The sequence below is a fragment of the Rhodopseudomonas sp. B29 genome, from assembly GCF_000333455.1.
Taxonomy (GTDB): Bacteria; Pseudomonadota; Alphaproteobacteria; order Rhizobiales; family Xanthobacteraceae; genus Rhodopseudomonas.
In genome coordinates this window covers 1-18,902 of the sequence record NZ_BADD01000017.1, presented here as the reverse complement: position 1 = coordinate 18,902, position 18,902 = coordinate 1, and the positions used below count along the sequence as shown (strand labels likewise).

The 18,902-nt window shown below is 64.0% G+C and carries 16 protein-coding genes and 2 pseudogenes; 11 read left to right on the top strand and 7 right to left on the bottom strand.

What is annotated here, in order from left to right:
• The 3 genes from I5M_RS28920 to I5M_RS00515 form a co-directional block, all read right to left on the bottom strand.
• A partial coding sequence (locus I5M_RS28920) for an Hpt domain-containing protein (protein WP_040771491.1) occupies window positions 1-381 on the bottom strand: 381 nt, incomplete at its 3' end.
• A gap of 313 nt (window positions 382-694) precedes the next feature.
• On the bottom strand, window positions 695-1,198 hold the full coding sequence (locus I5M_RS00520; protein WP_022719617.1) for a response regulator: 504 nt from the start codon (window positions 1,196-1,198) through the stop codon (window positions 695-697).
• Between the two features lie 176 nt (window positions 1,199-1,374).
• Window positions 1,375-3,732: a phosphoketolase gene (locus tag I5M_RS00515; RefSeq protein WP_283804855.1), complete on the bottom strand. Its 2,358-nt coding sequence runs from the start codon at window positions 3,730-3,732 to the stop codon at window positions 1,375-1,377.
• A 360-nt stretch (window positions 3,733-4,092) separates the two neighbouring features.
• Here I5M_RS00515 and I5M_RS00510 point away from each other — a divergent pair, with 360 nt between their 5' ends.
• Window positions 4,093-4,743 (top strand): BON domain-containing protein, encoded by a 651-nt coding sequence (locus tag I5M_RS00510; RefSeq protein WP_031334854.1) that lies wholly within the window; start codon window positions 4,093-4,095, stop codon window positions 4,741-4,743.
• Between the two features lie 67 nt (window positions 4,744-4,810).
• On the opposite strand, the pseudogene I5M_RS28915 reads toward I5M_RS00510, so the two are convergent.
• Window positions 4,811-6,254: pseudogene (locus tag I5M_RS28915) on the bottom strand (serine/threonine protein kinase).
• A 3-nt stretch (window positions 6,255-6,257) separates the two neighbouring features.
• On the bottom strand, window positions 6,258-6,998 hold the full coding sequence (locus I5M_RS00500; protein ID WP_022719614.1) for a metallophosphoesterase: 741 nt from the start codon (window positions 6,996-6,998) through the stop codon (window positions 6,258-6,260).
• A 184-nt stretch (window positions 6,999-7,182) separates the two neighbouring features.
• On the opposite strand from I5M_RS00500, the gene I5M_RS00495 reads away from it, so the two are divergent.
• The 8 genes from I5M_RS00495 to I5M_RS00460 all read left to right on the top strand — a co-directional run bounded on the left by I5M_RS00495 (window position 7,183) and on the right by I5M_RS00460 (window position 14,457).
• Window positions 7,183-7,614 carry a hypothetical protein gene (locus I5M_RS00495; protein WP_022719613.1) on the top strand — a complete coding sequence of 144 codons (432 nt, stop codon included), beginning with the start codon at window positions 7,183-7,185 and terminating at the stop codon, window positions 7,612-7,614.
• A gap of 165 nt (window positions 7,615-7,779) precedes the next feature.
• Window positions 7,780-9,483 carry a magnesium-protoporphyrin IX monomethyl ester anaerobic oxidative cyclase gene (gene bchE / locus I5M_RS00490; RefSeq protein ID WP_022719612.1) on the top strand — a complete coding sequence of 568 codons (1,704 nt, stop codon included), beginning with the start codon at window positions 7,780-7,782 and terminating at the stop codon, window positions 9,481-9,483.
• On the top strand, window positions 9,455-10,186 hold the full coding sequence (gene bchJ / locus I5M_RS00485; protein ID WP_022719611.1) for a bacteriochlorophyll 4-vinyl reductase: 732 nt from the start codon (window positions 9,455-9,457) through the stop codon (window positions 10,184-10,186). Before bchE ends, bchJ begins: the two co-directional genes overlap by 29 nt.
• Before the next feature lie 27 nt (window positions 10,187-10,213).
• Window positions 10,214-11,563 carry an oxygen-independent coproporphyrinogen III oxidase gene (gene hemN, locus I5M_RS00480; protein ID WP_022719610.1) on the top strand — a complete coding sequence of 450 codons (1,350 nt, stop codon included), beginning with the start codon at window positions 10,214-10,216 and terminating at the stop codon, window positions 11,561-11,563.
• 248 nt (window positions 11,564-11,811) lie between these two features.
• Window positions 11,812-12,111: a hypothetical protein gene (locus I5M_RS00475; RefSeq protein ID WP_022719609.1), complete on the top strand. Its 300-nt coding sequence runs from the start codon at window positions 11,812-11,814 to the stop codon at window positions 12,109-12,111.
• A 122-nt stretch (window positions 12,112-12,233) separates the two neighbouring features.
• Complete coding sequence (locus I5M_RS00470; protein ID WP_022719608.1) at window positions 12,234-12,776, top strand: VOC family protein; 543 nt, start codon at window positions 12,234-12,236, stop codon at window positions 12,774-12,776.
• A 26-nt stretch (window positions 12,777-12,802) separates the two neighbouring features.
• The gene (hpaD, locus tag I5M_RS00465) at window positions 12,803-13,654 is read left to right on the top strand and encodes a 3,4-dihydroxyphenylacetate 2,3-dioxygenase (RefSeq protein ID WP_022719607.1); all 852 of its coding nucleotides are present in this window, start codon (window positions 12,803-12,805) and stop codon (window positions 13,652-13,654) included.
• 122 nt (window positions 13,655-13,776) lie between these two features.
• A complete protein-coding gene (locus I5M_RS00460; RefSeq protein ID WP_244431893.1) occupies window positions 13,777-14,457 on the top strand; it encodes a hypothetical protein in 681 nt (226 codons plus the stop codon).
• A gap of 113 nt (window positions 14,458-14,570) precedes the next feature.
• On the opposite strand, the gene I5M_RS00455 is transcribed toward I5M_RS00460, so the two are convergent.
• Window positions 14,571-14,846 carry a metal-sensitive transcriptional regulator gene (locus I5M_RS00455; protein ID WP_022719605.1) on the bottom strand — a complete coding sequence of 92 codons (276 nt, stop codon included), beginning with the start codon at window positions 14,844-14,846 and terminating at the stop codon, window positions 14,571-14,573.
• Between the two features lie 209 nt (window positions 14,847-15,055).
• On the opposite strand from I5M_RS00455, the pseudogene I5M_RS28910 reads away from it, so the two are divergent.
• Both I5M_RS28910 and I5M_RS00445 read left to right on the top strand, forming a co-directional pair.
• Window positions 15,056-17,627 (top strand): annotated as a pseudogene (locus tag I5M_RS28910) (heavy metal translocating P-type ATPase).
• Window positions 17,628-17,750: 123 nt separating this feature from the next.
• Window positions 17,751-18,350, top strand: a complete 600-nt coding sequence (locus I5M_RS00445; protein WP_022719604.1) for a hemerythrin domain-containing protein — start codon at window positions 17,751-17,753, stop codon at window positions 18,348-18,350.
• Between the two features lie 76 nt (window positions 18,351-18,426).
• On the opposite strand, the gene queD is transcribed toward I5M_RS00445, so the two are convergent.
• Window positions 18,427-18,789 (bottom strand): 6-carboxytetrahydropterin synthase QueD, encoded by a 363-nt coding sequence (gene queD / locus I5M_RS00440; protein ID WP_022719603.1) that lies wholly within the window; start codon window positions 18,787-18,789, stop codon window positions 18,427-18,429.
• Between the last annotated feature and the right edge of the window lie 113 nt (window positions 18,790-18,902).

Below are 18,902 nucleotides of genomic sequence, written 5' to 3'. Positions count from 1 at the left end.
CTCGGGCGTTCGCATCGACAAGCGCTCCAGCTCGCCGATCAGGTCACGGTCCTCGCCCTCGGGCTCAGCCTCGGTCGCCTCCAGCCCGCCCAGAATGTCCTTGATCCGGTCGATCGTGGTCAGGATCAGCGTCACCGCCTCACCCGTCACCGGCATGCCGTCGCGGAATTTGCCCATCAGCGTCTCGGCGGCATGCGCCAGCGCTTCCAGACGGGGCAGCCCTAAGAACCCGCACGTCCCCTTGATCGTGTGAACAAGCCGGAAAACATTGTCCAAAATCTTCGCGTTGTTCGGCTCCTGCTCGAACCGGACCAACTGGTTATCAACCGTGTCCAGGCTCTCGAAAGTCTCCGTCAAAAATTCGCGCAGAAGATCGTCCATGCCAGCAAGCCTTTCGCTCAGAGAGCCCGGCCGATTCCGGCGAAGACGGCACGGCCAACTGAGAATGTTTCGCCAATCTGACAGTTATCGACGAGCGGCCTACGCTCTCGTTAATTTGGCGCTACGTAGGAGTACGAGTTCCACATCCAACGCCCTCTCCGGAAACAAAGCGGCGGTCAGGGCAGGCGAAAAGCGGCCGATCGGTGCAATGTGCCGAGGCTCAAATGATCTTGCGTGTAAAGAAGAACGATGCACGTAAGCGCAGACTAAGACTTAAGATTGATTATTGCCTAGTCGGCGTTGAGGAGGCCTATCAGCGCGCGCCATCAAAGCGCGGGCCCGTGACTTCGCCCCAGGAGTGTACGATCGGCAGCCCGGCGACCGTGCTGCGCAGGTTGGCCAGCGAGATCCGCAGAGCGGCGAGATCGATCGGCTTTGGGAAGCTCTGCAGCAGGTCCATGCCGAGCGACTTAGCAAGCGCCCGGGCGCCGCGGCGGCGCTGCGAGTCCATGCCGCTGATCACGATCAGCGGGCCGGCATAGCGAGCCTCCGCCATCGCCCGCATCACGTCGGCGCCGTCACCGTCGTCCAGCAACAGATCGAGCGTGATGCAATCGAAGCTGCGGTCACCGAGCAGCGCGATACCTTCGGCGCAGGAGCTGGCTTCAGTGACCGTATAGCCGGCCTTGGCAGCCGCGCCGGCGATCAACATCCGCTGCAGCGGATCGTCGTCGATCACCAGCAAGTTGAGAAGTCCGAGCAGACCTTCACGCTGCGCGTCGCCTTGAGTGGTCTCGACCTGATGCTGCGCGCCCATCGCCCGCTCCCGCGTTCGTCCGGTTAAGAGGAGCGATGCGATATCGCGCGACGCGCAAGTATCGGGTTAACAACCCGCGTGCAGATGCACGTGCCGTCACGCCGGTTGGGCGAAGAGTTGATGCCGCGTTAGCGACGAGCTGACAATTCAAAGCGAAACTGCCGCTCGTAGCAGACTCACGGCTGCCAGCGCCAGTCGCGCACCTCCGGCATGTCGTCACCGTGCTCGCCGATATACAGCTTGTGCCGCTGCATCGTCGCCCAATAGCGGGCGGTCGCGGCTTCGTGCTGGCCGGCCAGCCGCGGGATACGCAGAATGGCGTCGAGCGCGAGGCGATAGCGGTCGAGATCGTTGAGCACCACCATGTCGAACGGCGTCGTTGTGGTGCCCTCCTCCTTGTAGCCGCGGACGTGGATGTTGTCGTGATTGTGCCGGCGATAGGTCAGCCGGTGGATCAGCCACGGATAACCGTGGAAGGCAAACACCACCGGCTTGTCCTTGGTGAACAGCTCGTCGAAGCGGGCATCGTCGAGACCGTGCGGATGCTCCGTATTCGGCTGCAACACCATCAGGTCGACGACGTTGACCACACGGATCTTGATATCCGGGACGTATTCCTTGAGCAACATCACCGCCGCCAGCGTCTCCACCGTCGGCACGTCGCCGGCGCACGCCATCACCACGTCGGGATCACCGCCGTCGTTGCTGGCCCAATGCCAGATATCCGCACCCAGCGTGCAGTGACGCACCGCGTCGTCGATATCCAGCCACTGCCATTCCGGCTGTTTGCCGGCAACGATCAGATTGACGTAGTTGCGACTCTTCAGGCAGTGATCGGCGACTGACAGTAGCGTGTTGGCGTCCGGCGGCAGATAGATACGCACCACATTCGCCTTCTTGTTGGCGACGTGGTCGATGAAGCCCGGATCCTGGTGAGAGAAGCCGTTGTGATCCTGACGCCAGACATGAGAGGTCAAGAGATAGTTCAATGACGCAATCGGCTTGCGCCACGGGATCGTCTCGCAGGCCTTCAGCCATTTGGCATGCTGATTGAACATCGAATCGATGATGTGGATGAAGGCCTCGTAGCACGAGAACAGGCCGTGGCGGCCGGTGAGCAGATAGCCTTCAAGCCAGCCTTGGCATAGATGCTCGCTGAGCACCTCCATCACCCGGCCATCGACAGAGAGATCGACGTCGACATCCTCGATCTCCGCCATCCAGGCCTTGCCGGAGACTTGATACACCGCGTCGAGCCGGTTCGACGCAGTCTCGTCGGGGCCGAAAAGCCGGAAGTTCTGCGACGCCAGATTGGACTTCATCACGTCGCGCAGGAAGGTACCGAGTACGCGCGTCGACTCCGCCTTGAGGGCGCCCGGAGCGGGGAGCTTCACCGCGTAGTTGCGGAAATCCGTCAGCGCCAGCGGCCGCAGCAATTCGCCGCCATTGGCGTGCGGATTGGCGCTCATGCGGCGATGGCCGGTCGGCGCCAAGACTTCGAGATCGGCACGCAGCTTGCCGGTCTGGTCGAACAACTCCTCGGGCTTGTAGCTGCGCATCCAGGCTTCGAGCTGGGACAGGTGCTCCGGCTTGGTGAATTCGGCTATCGGCACCTGATGGGCGCGCCAAGTGCCTTCGACCGGCTTGCCGTCGACCTCCTTCGGACCGGTCCAGCCCTTCGGCGTGCGCAGCACGATCATCGGCCAACGCGGACGCTCGATTGGGCCGCCGCTGCGGGCGCGGCTTTGGATGCTGCGGATTTCCGCCAACACGCGTTCGAGCGTCTCGGCGAGAGCCTGGTGCACCGCCACCGGCTCGCTGCCTTCGACCACATAGGGCTCGTAGCCGTAGCCGCGCATCAAGTCAGTCAGTTCCTGCGGCGTGATGCGCGCCAGGACGGTCGGGTTGGCGATCTTGAAGCCATTGAGGTGGAGGATCGGCAACACGGCGCCGTCCCGCGCCGGGTTGAGGAACTTGTTGGAGTGCCAGCTCGTCGCCAGCGCGCCGGTCTCGGCCTCGCCATCGCCGACCACGCAGGCGACGATGAGGTTCGGATTGTCGAACGCCGCGCCGTAGGCATGCGCCAGCGAGTAACCGAGTTCGCCGCCTTCGTGGATCGAGCCGGGCGTTTCCGGCGAGACGTGGCTCGGCACGCCGTGCGGCCAGGAGAACTGGCGGAACAACCGCTGCATGCCGTTGCGGCTGCGTTCGATCGCCGGGTAGCGCTCGGTGTAACTGCCTTCGAGGTAGGAGTTCGCCACCAGACCAGGGCCACCGTGGCCCGGCCCGATGATGTAGATCATGTCGAGATCATGCGCGGTGATCAGGCGATTCAGGTGCACGTAGAGCATGTTGAGCCCCGGCGTGGTGCCCCAATGGCCCAGCAGCCGCGGCTTGACGTGTTCGAGACGCAGCGGCTGCTCGAGCAGCGGATTGTCGCGCAGATAGATCTGTCCGACGGACAAGTAGTTCGCGGCGCGCCAATAGGCGTCCATCTTCTGCAACAGATCGTCGGACAGAACGTCAGCCATCATCGTCTCCACTTGGTAGTTCGCTGAACGCGCCGAAGAGCGTCGTCACTACGACGCGCGTTCCTGCGGTCATCGATCGGCGGTTTGCTCGGAGCGGAATCTATTTGTGTCAGCTCCGATTGACATCGTCGTGCGCGAACGACACGCAATGTGAGCGTTTATTCGGCATCCATTCGATGGAGCCGCTCTAAACGTCCACGTGGTTATCATGCAGTCGGCGCAACGAGTTGGCAGCATGCGGACCGCATGACGATTGACCTGGATCAAGCACCACAAAGTTCCTTCTTGATTGGGATCAATGTGTTTGAGGTGCAAGACATGATGATGCCGCCGTTCAGCGCGGCGGTACTCCTGAGGCCCATCATGTGCGAGTCCCAGCTTCGTCAATCCATTCTCGACGAATTCGAGTTCGATCCCAGCTTCAACAGCGGACACATTCGCGTTGCGGTCGAAAACGATGTCGTGATTTTGACCGGGCACGTCATCAGCTACGCGGAGAAGCTCGCGGCGATCGCCGCGACGCGGCGCGTCAAGGGCGTGCATGCGATCTCCGAACACATCGAGGTGCGCAATCCATTCCACAACACCGATGACGACGAGATCGCGCAGCGCGCCGCTGCAATCCTCGACTGGAACGTATTGGTACCGGCGTCGTGTGTCGAAGTGCAGGTCGAGAACGGCTGGATCACGCTGAGCGGCACCGTCGATTGGCACTACGAGCGGGCGGCGGCAGAGGACGACGTCCGCAAGCTTGCCGGCGTGCTCGGCGTCACCAACAACATCGTCATCAACAATCCGCTCGGCGATCATACCTGCATCCGCACCAAGCTCGAATCCGCGCTCCAGCGTCATGCGGAAATCGGATCGAAAGGGATCCGGGTGACGGTGAGGAACGGCAACGTCGTGGTTCTGGAAGGCAGCGTCGATACCTGGGACGAGCGCCGCGCCGCCCAGAACGCCGCGTGGTCGACTCCGGGCGTAGCAGCCGTCGATGACCGTCTGATGATCTGCTGAACTGATCCCGCACCGCCAGCTTCGCAGCCGCGGGCCAGCAGAACAGCGTTCACATTTGGTTAGAAGGTCAGGCTTCCTGCGCTTCGGCGCGGGGTGCGATGCCGCGCGGCTGCACCGGGGCAGCGTGACGTACGATCGTCACCGTGCAAGATGCCTCTCCGGCGACCTTGGCCGAGACGCTGCCGAGCAACGTACGCTTGAGCGAGCTTTGCCGGGCGCCGATCAGAATGTGATCGACGCGGCTGGCCTGAGCGAATTCCAGGATCGCCGCCGCCGGATCGACGGCTTCGAGCACGTGAACGGTCAGCTGCTCGTCGGCGAGCTTCAGCGGCTCGGCCCAGTGGCGCAGCGCCACAAGGCGATCGACGTGTTTGTTGTGGCCGTGCTCGTCGAGCGTGCGGTGAATGGTCATGCGGCCGAGCTTCAGCACGTGAGGGCAGGCGAGCCCGCGCCCACGGCAGGGTGGCGAGCATCCGCTGGGTGGTCGCACGCAGCTCGTCGTTGAGCGCCGCGTTGCTTTCCGACACGTCGATCGCCACCGCGACGATCGGCGCGGACGCCAGATGCGCCGCCATCGTTTCGGCACGGCGCGGCTGCGTCAGCTCTTTGTTGAAACGGCGGCGCAGTACGGTCTTGAGCGGATCTCGCTTGAGCTTCTCCGAGCGCATGGTGAGCTTGACCTCGCCCGGATGGGTGAGATCGAATACGACCTGCGCGGCGGTCGGATAGCGCCACTCCGGCTGGATCTCCAGACAGCGCAGCACGACTTCCTGCAGCCACGGCGGATAGTCGGCGCGTAGCTTGCGCGGCGGATAGGGATCGCGCCACAATCGGCGGCGCATGCCGTACATCGTCTCGGTCTCGCCGAACGGACGGACGCCGGTGGTGAAGAAGTAAAGCATCACGCCGAGCGCAAACAGATCGCTGCGTGGATCGTCGCGCACGCCGAGCAGCCGCTCCGGTGCCATGTAGGGCGCGGTGCCGAACGGCAAGCGGAATTCCTCCTGCATCAGGTCCGGCAGACGGTCGCTGCAGGCCAGCCCCATGTCGAGCAGCACCGCCTCGCCGCCCGGCCGGAACATGATGTTGCTCGGCTTGATGTCGTGATGGACGACGTGCTGGCGGTGCAGATCGGCGATGGCGCGCGCCACCTCGGCGGCGATCGCCACGGCTTCGTCGTAAGGCAGCGGCAGATCGGGCAGCCGCGCCAGAAGCGGCTCGCCGGCGATACGCTCCATGACGATGTAAGGCTGCGTTGAAAAGTCCTGCATCGCGACGAACTGCGGGACGTGCGGCCCCGACAGCCGCGGCATCAGCATCTGCTCCATCTCGAAGCTGACGATCGCCGCCGGGTCTTCGCCCTCGCCCATGCGCGGGATCTTCATCACCATCGGCATCGGATCGCCGTCGCGATGCACCTTGAACAGCGTCGCCATGCCGCCGCGATGAATCGCCTCCTCGATGACGAAGCCGTCGACCCTCGCACCGGGTTCGAGCAGCGGCGCGCTCATGCTCTAGCGCCCGGCGGCGAGCCGCTCGGCGAGAAACACCGGCAGGCCGTTATCGCGGATGGCGCGCGCCGCGCCGGCGACGTCATAGGGAACGCGGCAGTAAGTGAGTTCGTGCTTGTCGGTGTCGTACAGCGCATAGGCCGCCGCCGGATTGCCGTCGCGCGGCTGGCCGACCGAGCCGAGCACGGCAAGCCATTGCCGGCCGGGCAGCAGATGCACCGGCACGTCGGTGGTCGGCACGAAGGTCGTCATCTTGCCGGTGACCGAAAGCGAATACAGCGCCGGCTTGTGGACGTGGCCGCAGAAGGTGACATGCGCCGACACCGCCTGCATGCTGCGCGAGGCGATCGAGGTATCGGTGACATAGATCCAGCCTTCCGGCCGGGTCGCTTCGGAGTGCACGAACAACAGATTGCCTTCGCTACGCTGCATCGGCAGATCGGCGAGAAACTTCTGCTGCGCCAGATCGAGCTGGCCGCGTGTCCACTCGATCGCCGATTCAGCCATCGCATTCATCTGCTCGCGCGGATTGCCGACGGCACTGTCGTGATTACCCATGACCGCCAGCGCTCCGCCGGCGACGAGTTCAATCACTTGAGCGACCGCCCATTCCGGATCGGCGCCGTAGCCGACATAGTCGCCGAGCAGCACGATGCGCTCGGCGCCCTTCTGACGCGCGTCAGCGAGGCAGGTCGCAAACGCCTGTCGGTTGGCGTGGATGTCGGCAAAAAGCCCTAGCAGCAAGGCTGACCTCCCGTGTCCGGTTCGTCTGATGCGAACCGATGTCGTTCGTCTCGTAGCGCAACGCGCGTCGCACGATACGACCTGTCCTTGATCCATCGCAACCGCGTCGCACTCCTTGATCTGGCGCAATGGGACAGACTTGCACCGCGAGTATATCAGCCCGGCAGTTGCGTTGGAGGCGCACATGACCTCATCCGGCAAAACAACAACAAATAAAGCGCCCGTCCCCGAAGCCGTCGCCGACATCGTCAAAGAGTGGGAAGAGATCGCCGGCAGCCCCAGCGAACTCGAGGCGTTCGGACGCGCAATGGCCAACATGGTGCGCGATCTCGGCCTGTCGCCGGCCGAACTGCGCGCGCTCGCTACCAAGGGCACCAACGCAAGAGAGCTGCCGTGCCTGCTCGAAGCGTTGCGCATCAGCATCCGCGCGCTCGCCGAGAAGGATCCGATGCTGCTCAACGACCTGCGGCGTAACTGCGCCGTGTGTGAGCACAAGCGCGAATGCGATGACGATATCGCTGCCGGCACTCTGGTGCCCTCGTACCAGCGTTATTGTCTCAACGTTCAGGCACTCGACGCACTTCAGCACGACGACGGCTACATCGCCAAACCCTGAAGTCCCAAAGCATTGAAGGCTTGCAAGCGGTCGCCGCGCGCACCGCTCACCTCCGCGTGATCCGGAGGGACCATCTTACTAGCACACCACTCTGTTTGATTTGCGTCAAGAATTATTGACACATCACGTGTCATCGTTTTTTGACAACCCGATGGGAGAAAGTCTGTGCGCATCCTGCTCATTCACCCGAATTACCATTCCGGTGGCGCCGAGATTGCCGGCCACTGGCCGCCGGCCTGGGCGCCGTATCTGGCGGGCGCACTGAAAAGCAACGGCTTCACCGATATCAAGTTCATCGATGCGATGACCGAAGATACCTCGAACGAGGATCTCGCGAACATCATGCGGAGCTATCAGCCGGACCTCGTCGGGGTGACGTCGATCACGCCTTCGATCTACGCGGCCGAAGAGACGCTGAAGGTCGCCAAACAGGTCAATCCCAACATCGTCACGATGCTCGGCGGCGTCCACGCCACCTTCATGTATCAGCAGGTGCTGAGCGAGGCGCCGTGGGTCGACGTGATCGTTCGCGGCGAAGGTGAAGAGATCGTCGTCGAGCTGGCCCGCGCAGTCGCCGCGGGCAACTGGCCGGCCGGGCGCGAGAGCATCAAGGGCCTCGCCTACACCGAGGGCATGAACGGCGAGAGCAAGATCGTCGCCACCGCGGCCGCGCCGACGGTGAAAGACCTCGATGCCATCAGCCCGGACTGGGGCATCCTCGACTGGACGCTGTACAAGTACATCCCGATGAACACCCGCGTCGCCATTCCCAACATGGCGCGCGGCTGCCCGTTCACCTGTTCGTTCTGCTCGCAGTGGAAATTCTGGCGCGACTATCGCGTCCGCGACCCCAAGAAGGTCGTCGACGAGATCGAAGAATGGGTGAACAAGTATCAGGTCGGTTTCTTCATCCTCGCGGACGAAGAACCCACCATCAACCGCAAGAAATTCATTCAGTTCTGCGAAGAGCTGATCGCCCGCGGCCTGAACAAGAAGGTGCAGTGGGGCATCAACACCCGCGTCACCGACATCCTGCGCGACGAGCAACTGCTGAAGTTCTACAATGAAGCCGGCCTGATGCACGTCTCGCTCGGCACCGAAGCGGCGGCGCAGCTCAAGCTCGACCTGTTCAACAAAGAGACCAAGATCTCCGACAACAAGAAGGCGATCCGCCTGCTCCGCGAAGCCGGCATCGTCGTCGAAGCCCAGTTCATCGTCGGCCTCGACTCCGAGACCCCGGAGACGCTGGAAGAAACCTATCGTATGGCGATGGACTGGAAGCCGGACCTCGCCAACTGGTCGATGTACACGCCGTGGCCGTTCACGCCGCTGTTCAAGGAACTCAGCGACAAGGTCGAAGTGTTCGACTTCGCCAAGTACAATTTCGTCACGCCGATCGTGAAGCCGGCGGCGATGGAGCGCGGCGAACTGCTCGACCGGGTGATGAACAATTATCGCCGGTTCTACATGTACAAGGCGTTCTTCTCCTATCCGTGGTCGGGCACCGGCAGGCGCCGACGCTACCTGCTCGGCTGTCTGAAGGCATTCCTGAAGGCGGGCTTCGAGCGCAAGTTCTACGATCTCGGCCGCGTCGGCTATTGGGGTCCGCAGTCGAAGAAGAAGGTCGACTTCCACTTCGACGAGACCCGCAAGATCTCGCACGCACAAATGGCCGATTGGGAAGCCAACGCCGATCGCTCGCGCAAAGCCGCGGCCTCGCAAATGGCCATCGTTTCGGCCTGCGGCGGCGGCTCCGAGCAGATGACGGAGCCGACCAATTGCGACGTCGCCAAGGAAACCTTGGCGGAGACCGTAACCAGCCGCATGGCGGACACCACCCATGACGCAGGTTCGCTCACCCGCCACTGACGGACAGACTGCTGGACACGGCGAAGGACCCGATCACCCCAAAGCGGCGATCGGGCCCAACGCGGTCCTCCAGTTGATCCAGGCACTCGACGCGGCCGGCTTGCAGCCGGCCGCCGCCGAGATCTTCGATCGGGCCGCAGCGACAGAGTGGCTGGCGCACCCGCCGAGCGCGATGGTGGACGAACGTCCGGTCGCGGCGATTCATCAAACCGTCCGCAAGCTGCTGCCGCCGGCGCAGGCAACCGCGATCCTCGAGGACGCCGGCCGCCGCACCGGCGACTACATCCTGGCCAATCGGATTCCGAAGTTCGCGCAGGTCGTGCTGAAACTGATGCCGGCGAAGATCGCCGCACGGATGCTGACCTCGGCGATCAGCGCGCATTCCTGGACGTTCGCGGGCTCGGGCCGGTTCTCGGCGAAGGCCGGCAAGACCGTCACTTTCGAGATCGCCAACAACCCTTTGTGCGCCGGCGAACACGCCGACCATCAGGTCTGTGTCTGGCACGCCTCCGTATTTCAACGGCTGTTTTGCGAATTGGTGTCGCCCTATACACGGGTGAGTGAGACGGCGTGCGGTGCGCGCGGCGATGCGGCCTGCCGTTTCGTCGCCGACTGGACCACGATCCCCGACGCCGCCAACATCTACGCCAAGCATCGGTCGGGACCAATCACCAGCCCGTCCGAAACCATGTCCGCGCACTGACAGTGAAGCGATTTTGAGAGAACGCCGATGACCTCCGCCCTCGACAAATACGCCAAGAGTTCGGTGCCGCGCTACACCAGCTACCCGACGGCGCCGCATTTCGCCAAGGATTTCCCGGAGTCGATCTATCGCGGCTGGCTCGCCCAGCTCGATACCGACGAACCGATCTCGCTTTATCTGCACGTACCGTTCTGCAAACAGATGTGCTGGTACTGCGGCTGCAACATGAAGCTGGCGTCGAAATACGGCCCGGTCGCCGATTATGTCGAGAGCCTGATCGACGAAATCAACCTTCTGGCCGACGCGATGCCTGGCACCATGCCGGTGCGGCATCTGCATTTCGGCGGCGGCACGCCGACCGTCATCGATCCACAGGATCTCGGCGCGGTGATGACGCTGCTGCGCGAGCGTTTCGAGTTCCTGCCCGATGCCGAGATCGCCATCGAGAGCGACCCGCGCACGCTGACGGAGAGCATGGCCGCCAAGATCGGCGAACTCGGCTTCACTCGCGCCAGCTTCGGCGTGCAGGAATTCGACCCCAAGGTCCAGGCCGCCATCAACCGCATCCAGCCGCCCGAAATGGTGGCGCGCGCCATGCAGCTCTTCAAGGCCGGCGGCGTCGAACGCATCAATTTCGATCTGATCTACGGCCTGCCCTACCAGACCTCGTCCGACCTGCGCCGCACCGTCGAGCAATGCGTCGAGATGCGGCCCGACCGCGTGGCGCTGTTCGGCTACGCGCATGTGCCGTGGGTCGCCAAGAACCAGCGCATGATCCCGGACGACTCGCTGCCGAAGCCGGAGCTACGCGCCGAGCAGGCCGACGCCGCCGGCGAAGCGCTGGTCAAGGGCGGCTATGTGCGCATCGGCATCGATCACTTCGCGTTGCCGGAGGACTCGCTGGCGATCGCCGCCAAGACCGGCGAACTGCACCGCAATTTCCAAGGCTACACCTCCGACGCCGCGCAGACGCTGATCGGCATCGGCGCCACCTCGATCGGCCGCACCCCGAGCGGCTATGTGCAGAACATCGTCGAGACCGGCGCCTGGGCGCGTGCGGTGGCGGCCGGCAATCTGCCGGTGGCGCGCGGCCATGGGTTGACCCAGCAGGACAATTTGCGCGCCCATGTCATCGAACGCATCATGTGCGACGGCAAGGTCGATCTCGCCGCAGCCGGCAAGGCGTTCGGCTATGCGGACGACTGGTACACGCCAGAGCTCGACGGCCTCGCCGAACTCGAGCGTGACGGCGCGGTGGTGCGCAGCGGCAGCAAGCTGACGCTGACGCCCGAAGGCGTGCGGCTGTCGCGCGTGGTGGCGTCAGTGTTCGACACTTATTTGCGTAACTCTTCGGTGCGGCACTCGATCGCGGTGTAAGCCGCCCTCACCGCTTCGGCCCTGCAACGCGCGCTTCGGCGCGCGTTTTGTTTTGACGCACATCAAATCGACTGCGCCGCTCGGTGCTAAGATACCTACCCTGACATCATCCCCTCCGGTAACGACCGAGGATGCGCGCGACGTTTACGGAAAATACCAATTGCGCGAGGCAAGTTGGTATCGCCGACGCCCTCACCAATCAGCACCTTCGGCATCCGCGCCGACCAGACCGATCGAGGTGAACGACAATGACCCACAAGCTCACAGTTACCGACGATATGGTCGCCAAGGCGAATGCGGCATTCCGCGCCGCCGGTGGCAATCAGGACATCTGCCTGCGCGCCGCCCTCGAAGCTGCGCTGGCCAACGAGACATTTTCGGTGGGCGACGAGGTAACCGCGCATGGCAGCGTCACCGGTATCATCCTGTCGATCAATGGCGACGAGGCGTTGATCTCCTGGTCGTGCCGCGGCAAATCTACGACCAAGCTCTCCGAGCTTGATCACATCGAAAACGACCGGACGGTCTCGGCCGAGCACGCTGCCTGATACGCGTCAGGCGCGGCCGTCGCCTGCGGCGCAGGCGCGGCGCCGGTTGATCCACATCAAACCTCCCGGATGCGGCTCTGATCCACTGCGGATCACAAGCAAGACCAATCCGGGAGGACTCGATGCAGCTCCAGAAGATTCATCACGTCGCCTATCGCTGCCGCGACGCCAAAGAGACCGTCGCTTTCTACAACCGCGTGATGGGCATGGAGCTGATCGGCGCCATCGCCGAAGACAGGGTGCCCTCCACCAAGGCGCCTGATCCATACATGCATATCTTCCTCGATGCCGGCGCCGGCAATATCCTGGCATTCTTCGAACTGCCGAATTCGCCGCCGATGGGCCGTGATCCGAACACGCCGGATTGGGTCCAGCACATCGCCTTCCAGGTCGGCGACCTCGATGCGCTGAATGAGGCCAAGGCGCGTGCCGAGGCCGACGGGCTCGACGTCGTCGGCCCGACCGACCACACCATCTTCCGATCGATCTATTTCCGCGACCCCAGCGGCCACCGCCTCGAAGTGGCAGCCTGGACGGCGACCGCCGAACAGATGGCGCAGATGAAGGACGTCGCCCACGCCATGGTGGACGAGTGGGCGGAAACCAAGAAGCCGCCGCGCCACACGGCCTGGCTGCATCAGAAAGAGTTCGAAAGCGCCGAGTAGTCAGCCCATCGTCAGGACGTCTGAACATGGGCAAGCTGGTCCTCGCCGCCAAAGTCAGCCACGTGCCGTCGCTGATGCTATCGGAGGCTCCCGATAGTCCCCTCAAGCAGGCGCGCGCGCCCGCTGTCGAGGCGCTATGCGAACTCGGCCGCCGCGCGCGAACGCGCGAAGTGACCACCTTCGTGGTGTTCGATACGCACTGGCTGTCGAACTTCGGCTATCACATCAACGCCAATGCGCAGCATCGCGGCTCGTTCACCAGCCACGAAGCGCCGCATATGATCCAGGATCTGCGCTACGACCTGCCAGGTGATACTGCGCTGGCAGAAGCCATCGCCGCACAGGCGCAGGGCACAGGCCTCAAGGTGCTAGCCCACAAAGTGCCGACGCTCGGGCTCGAATACGGCACCATCGTGCCGATGCACTATCTCAACCCCGACGGCTGGGCCAAAGTCGTCTCGATCGCGCAGCCGCTGTTCACCACGCTGGACGAGAGCCGCGCGCTCGGCGAAGCGGTGCGCCGTGCCATCGATCAGTCCGATGAGCGCGTCGCGATCCTGGCCTCGGGATCGCTGTCGCATCGGCTGTGGCCGAACAAGGATCTCGGTCCCGACGCTTGGACCAGCATCGCCAGCGAGTTCAACCGTCAGGTCGATCTGCGCGTGCTGCAGCTGTGGCAGGAGCGGCGCTATGCCGAGTTCATCGCGATGCTTCCGGACTACGCCGTCAAGTGCAACGGCGAAGGCGGCATGGGCGACACCATCATGCTGTTCGCCGCGCTCGGCTGGGACGCCTATCACGGCGCGGCCGAGCAGCTCTGCGATTATTTCCCCTCGAGCGGCAGCGGCCAGGTCAATGTCGAGTTCCATGTGAGTTGAAGCCCCGGCAGTTGCAACGCAGCCGCAGACCGGCGGCTTGACAAAACCGCTCTGCACGGCCGAAATCGGCCCGAGGTGTGGGCTCGGGGGCGCCATTGACCGGCATTCGTCATCGCGTTGTCGTGCACGCTGCGATCCTGCTTGCGGTCGCGGCGCTGCCGTTGCGTGCCCATGCCGAATGGTGGTCGAGCAAGCCGGTCGATTACGAAGATTGCATCGAAAAAGGCGCCAACACCGCGACGACCGCCGACGCCAAGGCGGCACTGACCTCGCAATGCGACGCGAAATTTCCCGGCCGCCGCAAGCCCGGCGGCGGCTACACTTATTTCGACTTTATGCAGAACCGCAGCTTCGACATCGCCGGCCCCAGTCCGACCACCGAAGAGCTGCGCAAGATGGACGAGCAGTACACCGAGTTTCTCGACCAGCGCCGCCGCCAACTGATCGCGGCGGCCTTCGCCGAGAAGCAGAGGCAGCAGGCACAGATCGCTGCGTTGCAGACCGAGCCGCCGCGTAGCGAGCCGGTGCCACAGCCAAAGCCGCGATTGGCTGTGGATAAGCCGCTAAAGCCGGCCGCCAAACCGAAGCCGCGAACTGAGCGCTCGCGCGTCGCCAGCAAGCCGCGGAATGCCGAAAAACCCACGCCCAGGCCGGCGCCGAAATTCGCCTGTGACAGCGACCCTGTCTCCTGCGGACTCAACCAGCTATCCGCCGGCTTCAGCGTCGTGAAGAAGTCGCTGTTCGGCGCCCCGGCGAAGAAGCGGCGTCACGGGGCAGTTAACTCGACGCGCGTCGAGGCCTGACGTACGCACTTACTTCGTCTTGCCCGGGCTTGTCCCGGGCATCCACGAAGGGCTGCAGTGCGCGTGTCCGTGGATGGCCGGGACGAGCCCGGCCATGACGGGTCCGATGCTGATTAGCGATCCGACCTTCTGATCACGTCCATCAGTTCGGCGATCTTCTGGCGCTGATCGGCTTTGTCGCCGCTTTTGATCGCGTGCTCGACGCAGTGGGCGACGTGTTCCTTCAGTACTTCTTCTTCGACTCGGCGCAGCGCCGCGCGCACCGCCGAGATTTGCGTGACGATATCGATGCAATAGCGGCCCTCTTCCAACATCTTGGAGATGCCGCGCACCTGGCCCTCGATCCGGCCGAGGCGCTTTTGACATGAAGCCTTGCTGTCGCTGTCCATGCGCGATATATACCCCAACAGGGTATGGGTTACAAGCGCCGAGGTGCATCATGCAAGACAAGGATCAGGCGGCACAGGAACACGGCGCGGCGGATCAGGCTTGCTGTGGATCAAAGGTGGGCGCGATGGAGAAGGCGTCGTCCTGCTGCGGTGGACACGACAAAGCCGCGGCAGCACCGGCCGAGACCGCGACCGACCCGGTCTGCGGCATGAGCGTGACTGTCGCGACCAGCAAGCATCAGTTCGAGTACAAAGGCACGACCTATCACTTTTGCTGCGACGGCTGTCGCACCAAGTTCGCGGCCGATCCCGAGGGCGTCCTCGCCAAGGCAGCGAAGCCGTTCGCGCTGCCGCCAAAGGCGGCGCCGAAACTGCACCAGCTCACCGACTTCTCGGCGCCCACCTCCTGCTGCGGCGGCGATCACGATCACGGTGGCCACGCGCATCATCACCATCACCACGAGGACGCCGCGGCTGATTCCGCCAAGGTGATCGATCCGGTGTGCGGCATGAGTGTCGCCCCGGCGACGGCCAAGCATCGCTTCGACTATCAGGGCCAGACCTATTACTTCTGCGCCGCGCGTTGCCGCGAGAAATTCGCCGCCGATCCGGTCTCCTATCTGGACAAATCGAAGGCCAGCCCCGAACCGGCGATGCCGGAGGGCACGATCTACACTTGCCCGATGGATCCGCAGATCCGCCAGATCGGCCCGGGCACCTGCCCGATCTGCGGCATGGCGCTCGAGCCCGAACTTGTGTCGCTCGACGACGCGCCCAATCCCGAGCTGGTCGACATGACGCGGCGGTTCTGGATCGGCCTGGTACTAGCGTTGCCCGCCGTCGTGCTGGAGATGGGCGGGCATCTGGTCGGCGGCCACGGCCTGATCGATCCGGTGCTGTCGAACTGGATTCAGCTCGCCACCGCGACGCCCGTCGTGCTGTGGGCCGGCTGGCCGTTCTTCGTGCGCGGCTGGCAGTCCGTGGTGACTCGCAACCTCAACATGTTCACGCTGGTCGCAATGGGCACCGGAGTGGCTTACGTCTACAGCCTCGTCGCCACGCTGGCGCCGCAGCTGTTCCCGCCCGCGTTCCGCAGCCACGGCACCGTGCCGGTGTACTTCGAGGCCGCCGCTGTGATCACCGTGCTGGTGCTGCTCGGCCAGGTGTTGGAACTGCGCGCCCGCGAAGCCACCTCGGGTGCCATCAAGGCACTGCTGGGCCTCGCGCCCAAGACGGCGCGGAAGATCGAAGCCGACGGCAGCGAGCACGAGGTTGCGCTCGACAGCCTCGTGGTTGGCGATCAGCTGCGCGTGCGCCCAGGCGAGAAGGTGCCGGTCGATGGCGTCATCGTCGAGGGGCGCTCGACGCTCGACGAGTCGATGGTCACCGGCGAGTCGATGCCGGTGACGCGCGGGGCGGGCGGCAAGGTGGTGGCCGGCACGATCAATCAGTCCGGCGGCTTCGTGATGCGCGCCGAGCAGGTCGGCCGAGACACGATGCTGGCGCGCATCGTCCAGATGGTAGCGCAAGCACAGCGTTCGCGCGCGCCGATCCAGCGCGTCGCCGATCATGTCGCTGGCTGGTTCGTGCCGGCTGTGCTGCTCGCCGCGGTGATCGCTTTCGCCGCCTGGGCGACGTTCGGTCCCGAGCCCCGTCTCACATTCGCGCTGGTCGCCGCCGTCAGCGTGCTGATCATCGCCTGCCCCTGCGCGCTCGGCCTCGCCACGCCGATGTCGATCATGGTCGGCGTCGGCCGCGGTGCCCACGAGGGCGTGCTGATCCGCAACGCCGAGGCGCTGGAGCGGATGGAGAAGATCGACACGCTGGTGATCGACAAGACCGGCACGCTCACCGAAGGCAAGCCGAAGGTCACGGCAGTTGTCACCGCCGAAGGCTTCGACGAACCCGAACTGCTGCGCCTAGCCGCCAGCGTCGAGCGCGCCAGCGAACATCCCCTCGCCCACGCGATTGTGGTCGCGGCGCAAGAGCGCAAGCTCGACCTCGCCAAGGTCGACGGCTTCGACGCACCGGCCGGCAAAGGCGCCACCGGCAAGGTCGAAGGCAAGACGATGGCGATCGGCAACCCGGCCTATCTCGGCTCGCTCGGCGTTGAGACGCAGCCGCTGCCGCCGCAAGACCGACGAGCTGCGCAGTGACGGTGCCACCGTGGTGCACGTCGCGATCGACGGCCGCCTTGCCGGTCTCGTCGCCATCGCCGATCCGGTGAAGGCCTCAACCCCGGATGCACTGAAGGCGCTCGGCGCCGACGGCATCAAGGTGATCATGCTGACCGGCGATAATCGCGTTACGGCGAACGCCGTGGCGCGCAAGCTCGGCATCACCGATGTCGAAGCCGAAGTGCTACCTGATCAAAAGAGCGCAGTTGTGGAAAAGCTACGCAGGGAGGGCCGCGTCGTCGCTATGGCGGGCGACGGCGTCAATGACGCGCCGGCGTTGGCCGCTGCCGACGTCGGCATCGCAATGGGCACCGGCACGGACGTAGCGATGGAAAGCGCGGGTGTGACACTGCTCAAAGGCGATCTCGGCGGCATCGTCCGCGCGCGTAACCTCTCGCGGGCGACGATGCACAACATCCGGCAGAATCTGTTCTTTGCATTCATCTACAATTCGGCGGGCATCCCCATCGCCGCCGGCATTCTCTACCCGACATTCGGGCTGCTGCTGTCGCCGATCATCGCCGCGGCAGCGATGTCGCTGTCGTCGGTCAGCGTGATCGGCAACGCGCTGCGGCTACGCGCAGTCTCGCTGTCGCGCGACTGAGTGACGCTTACGACCATTGATCTGGCGCAAGGATTGGCTTGCCGGCGGCACTATGTTCCGGCTGCCGATCATGCCGCAACCGCTTCGAGGCTGTGCGATCGGCGACACTCATCGAGGTCGGCTATGTCCCGAATCATTGAATTGCTGAACGAAGAGCATCGCAACATCGCGCGGCTACTCGACGTGCTGGAGCACGAACTCAGCGTGTTCGATCGCCGTGAGCGGCCCGACTACGAGATCTTCCAGGCGATCATCGAGTACTTCCGCGAATACCCGGAAGCCTGCCACCATCCCAAGGAAGATGTGGTGTATCAGATCTTGAAGCAGCGCAATCCGGCGGTGGCCGGCGCGGTCGGCGATGTCGAAGCCGAGCACGCGCTCGAAGGCGAACGGCTGGCGCAATTTGCCAAGGTCGTGGACGATGTGCTGGCCGATCAGGAATTGCCGCGTCAGACCTTCCACGCCGCGGCCCAGGATTTCCTCGAGCATCAGCGCCGCCACATGGCCAAGGAAGAGCAACTGTTGTTCCCGGCCGCCCTCGAAACCTTGACCAAGGACGACTGGGCCACGATCGACGCGCGCATCGCGGCCAGCAAGGATCCGATGTTCGACGGCGACACCCAGGCAAAGTTCAAGACGCTGTACGCCACGATCCTGCGCTGGGAAGAGCAGACCGAGGAAGATCGCGGCCGCGCCGCGGCTGCCGCAGCGACGTCTCGGTGAGTAATAGGCTGATCGCTGGTTTTGCTGAGTTCTTCACAGCGCTTCGTCATGGCCGGCCTCGTGCCGGCCATAACGATTACTCATCTTCGCCCACGTAGTCCGCCCAGCAGTCCGGCGTCTCATAGACGCGGACTTTCGACAGCTGCGTCAGCTGCGACTTGACCTGGCGCCAGATCCAGACCGCGATGTTTTCCGCGGTCGGGTTTTCCAGGCCTTCGACATCGTTGAGGCAATAATGGTCGAGCCGGGCCAGCACCGGTCCAAACGCCGCCTCGATCTCGAAGAAGTCCTGCACGAAGCCGGTCACCGGGTCAGCCTTGCCCGTGAGTTCGAGCTCCACCCGATAGGAATGGCCATGCAGCCGCCGGCAACGGTGGGTCTCGGGGACATGCGGCAAATGGTGGGCGGCTTCGAACCGGAACGCTTGGGTGATCTTCATCGGTCTCTGACGAGGTGGGACGGCGGACATGCCGATATCGGGCGTATTGCCCGCTGATGTAGCGGAGCCGCGGCCTTATTTGAAGCTCGCAGGGCGCCGGCCACCCGCGCGCA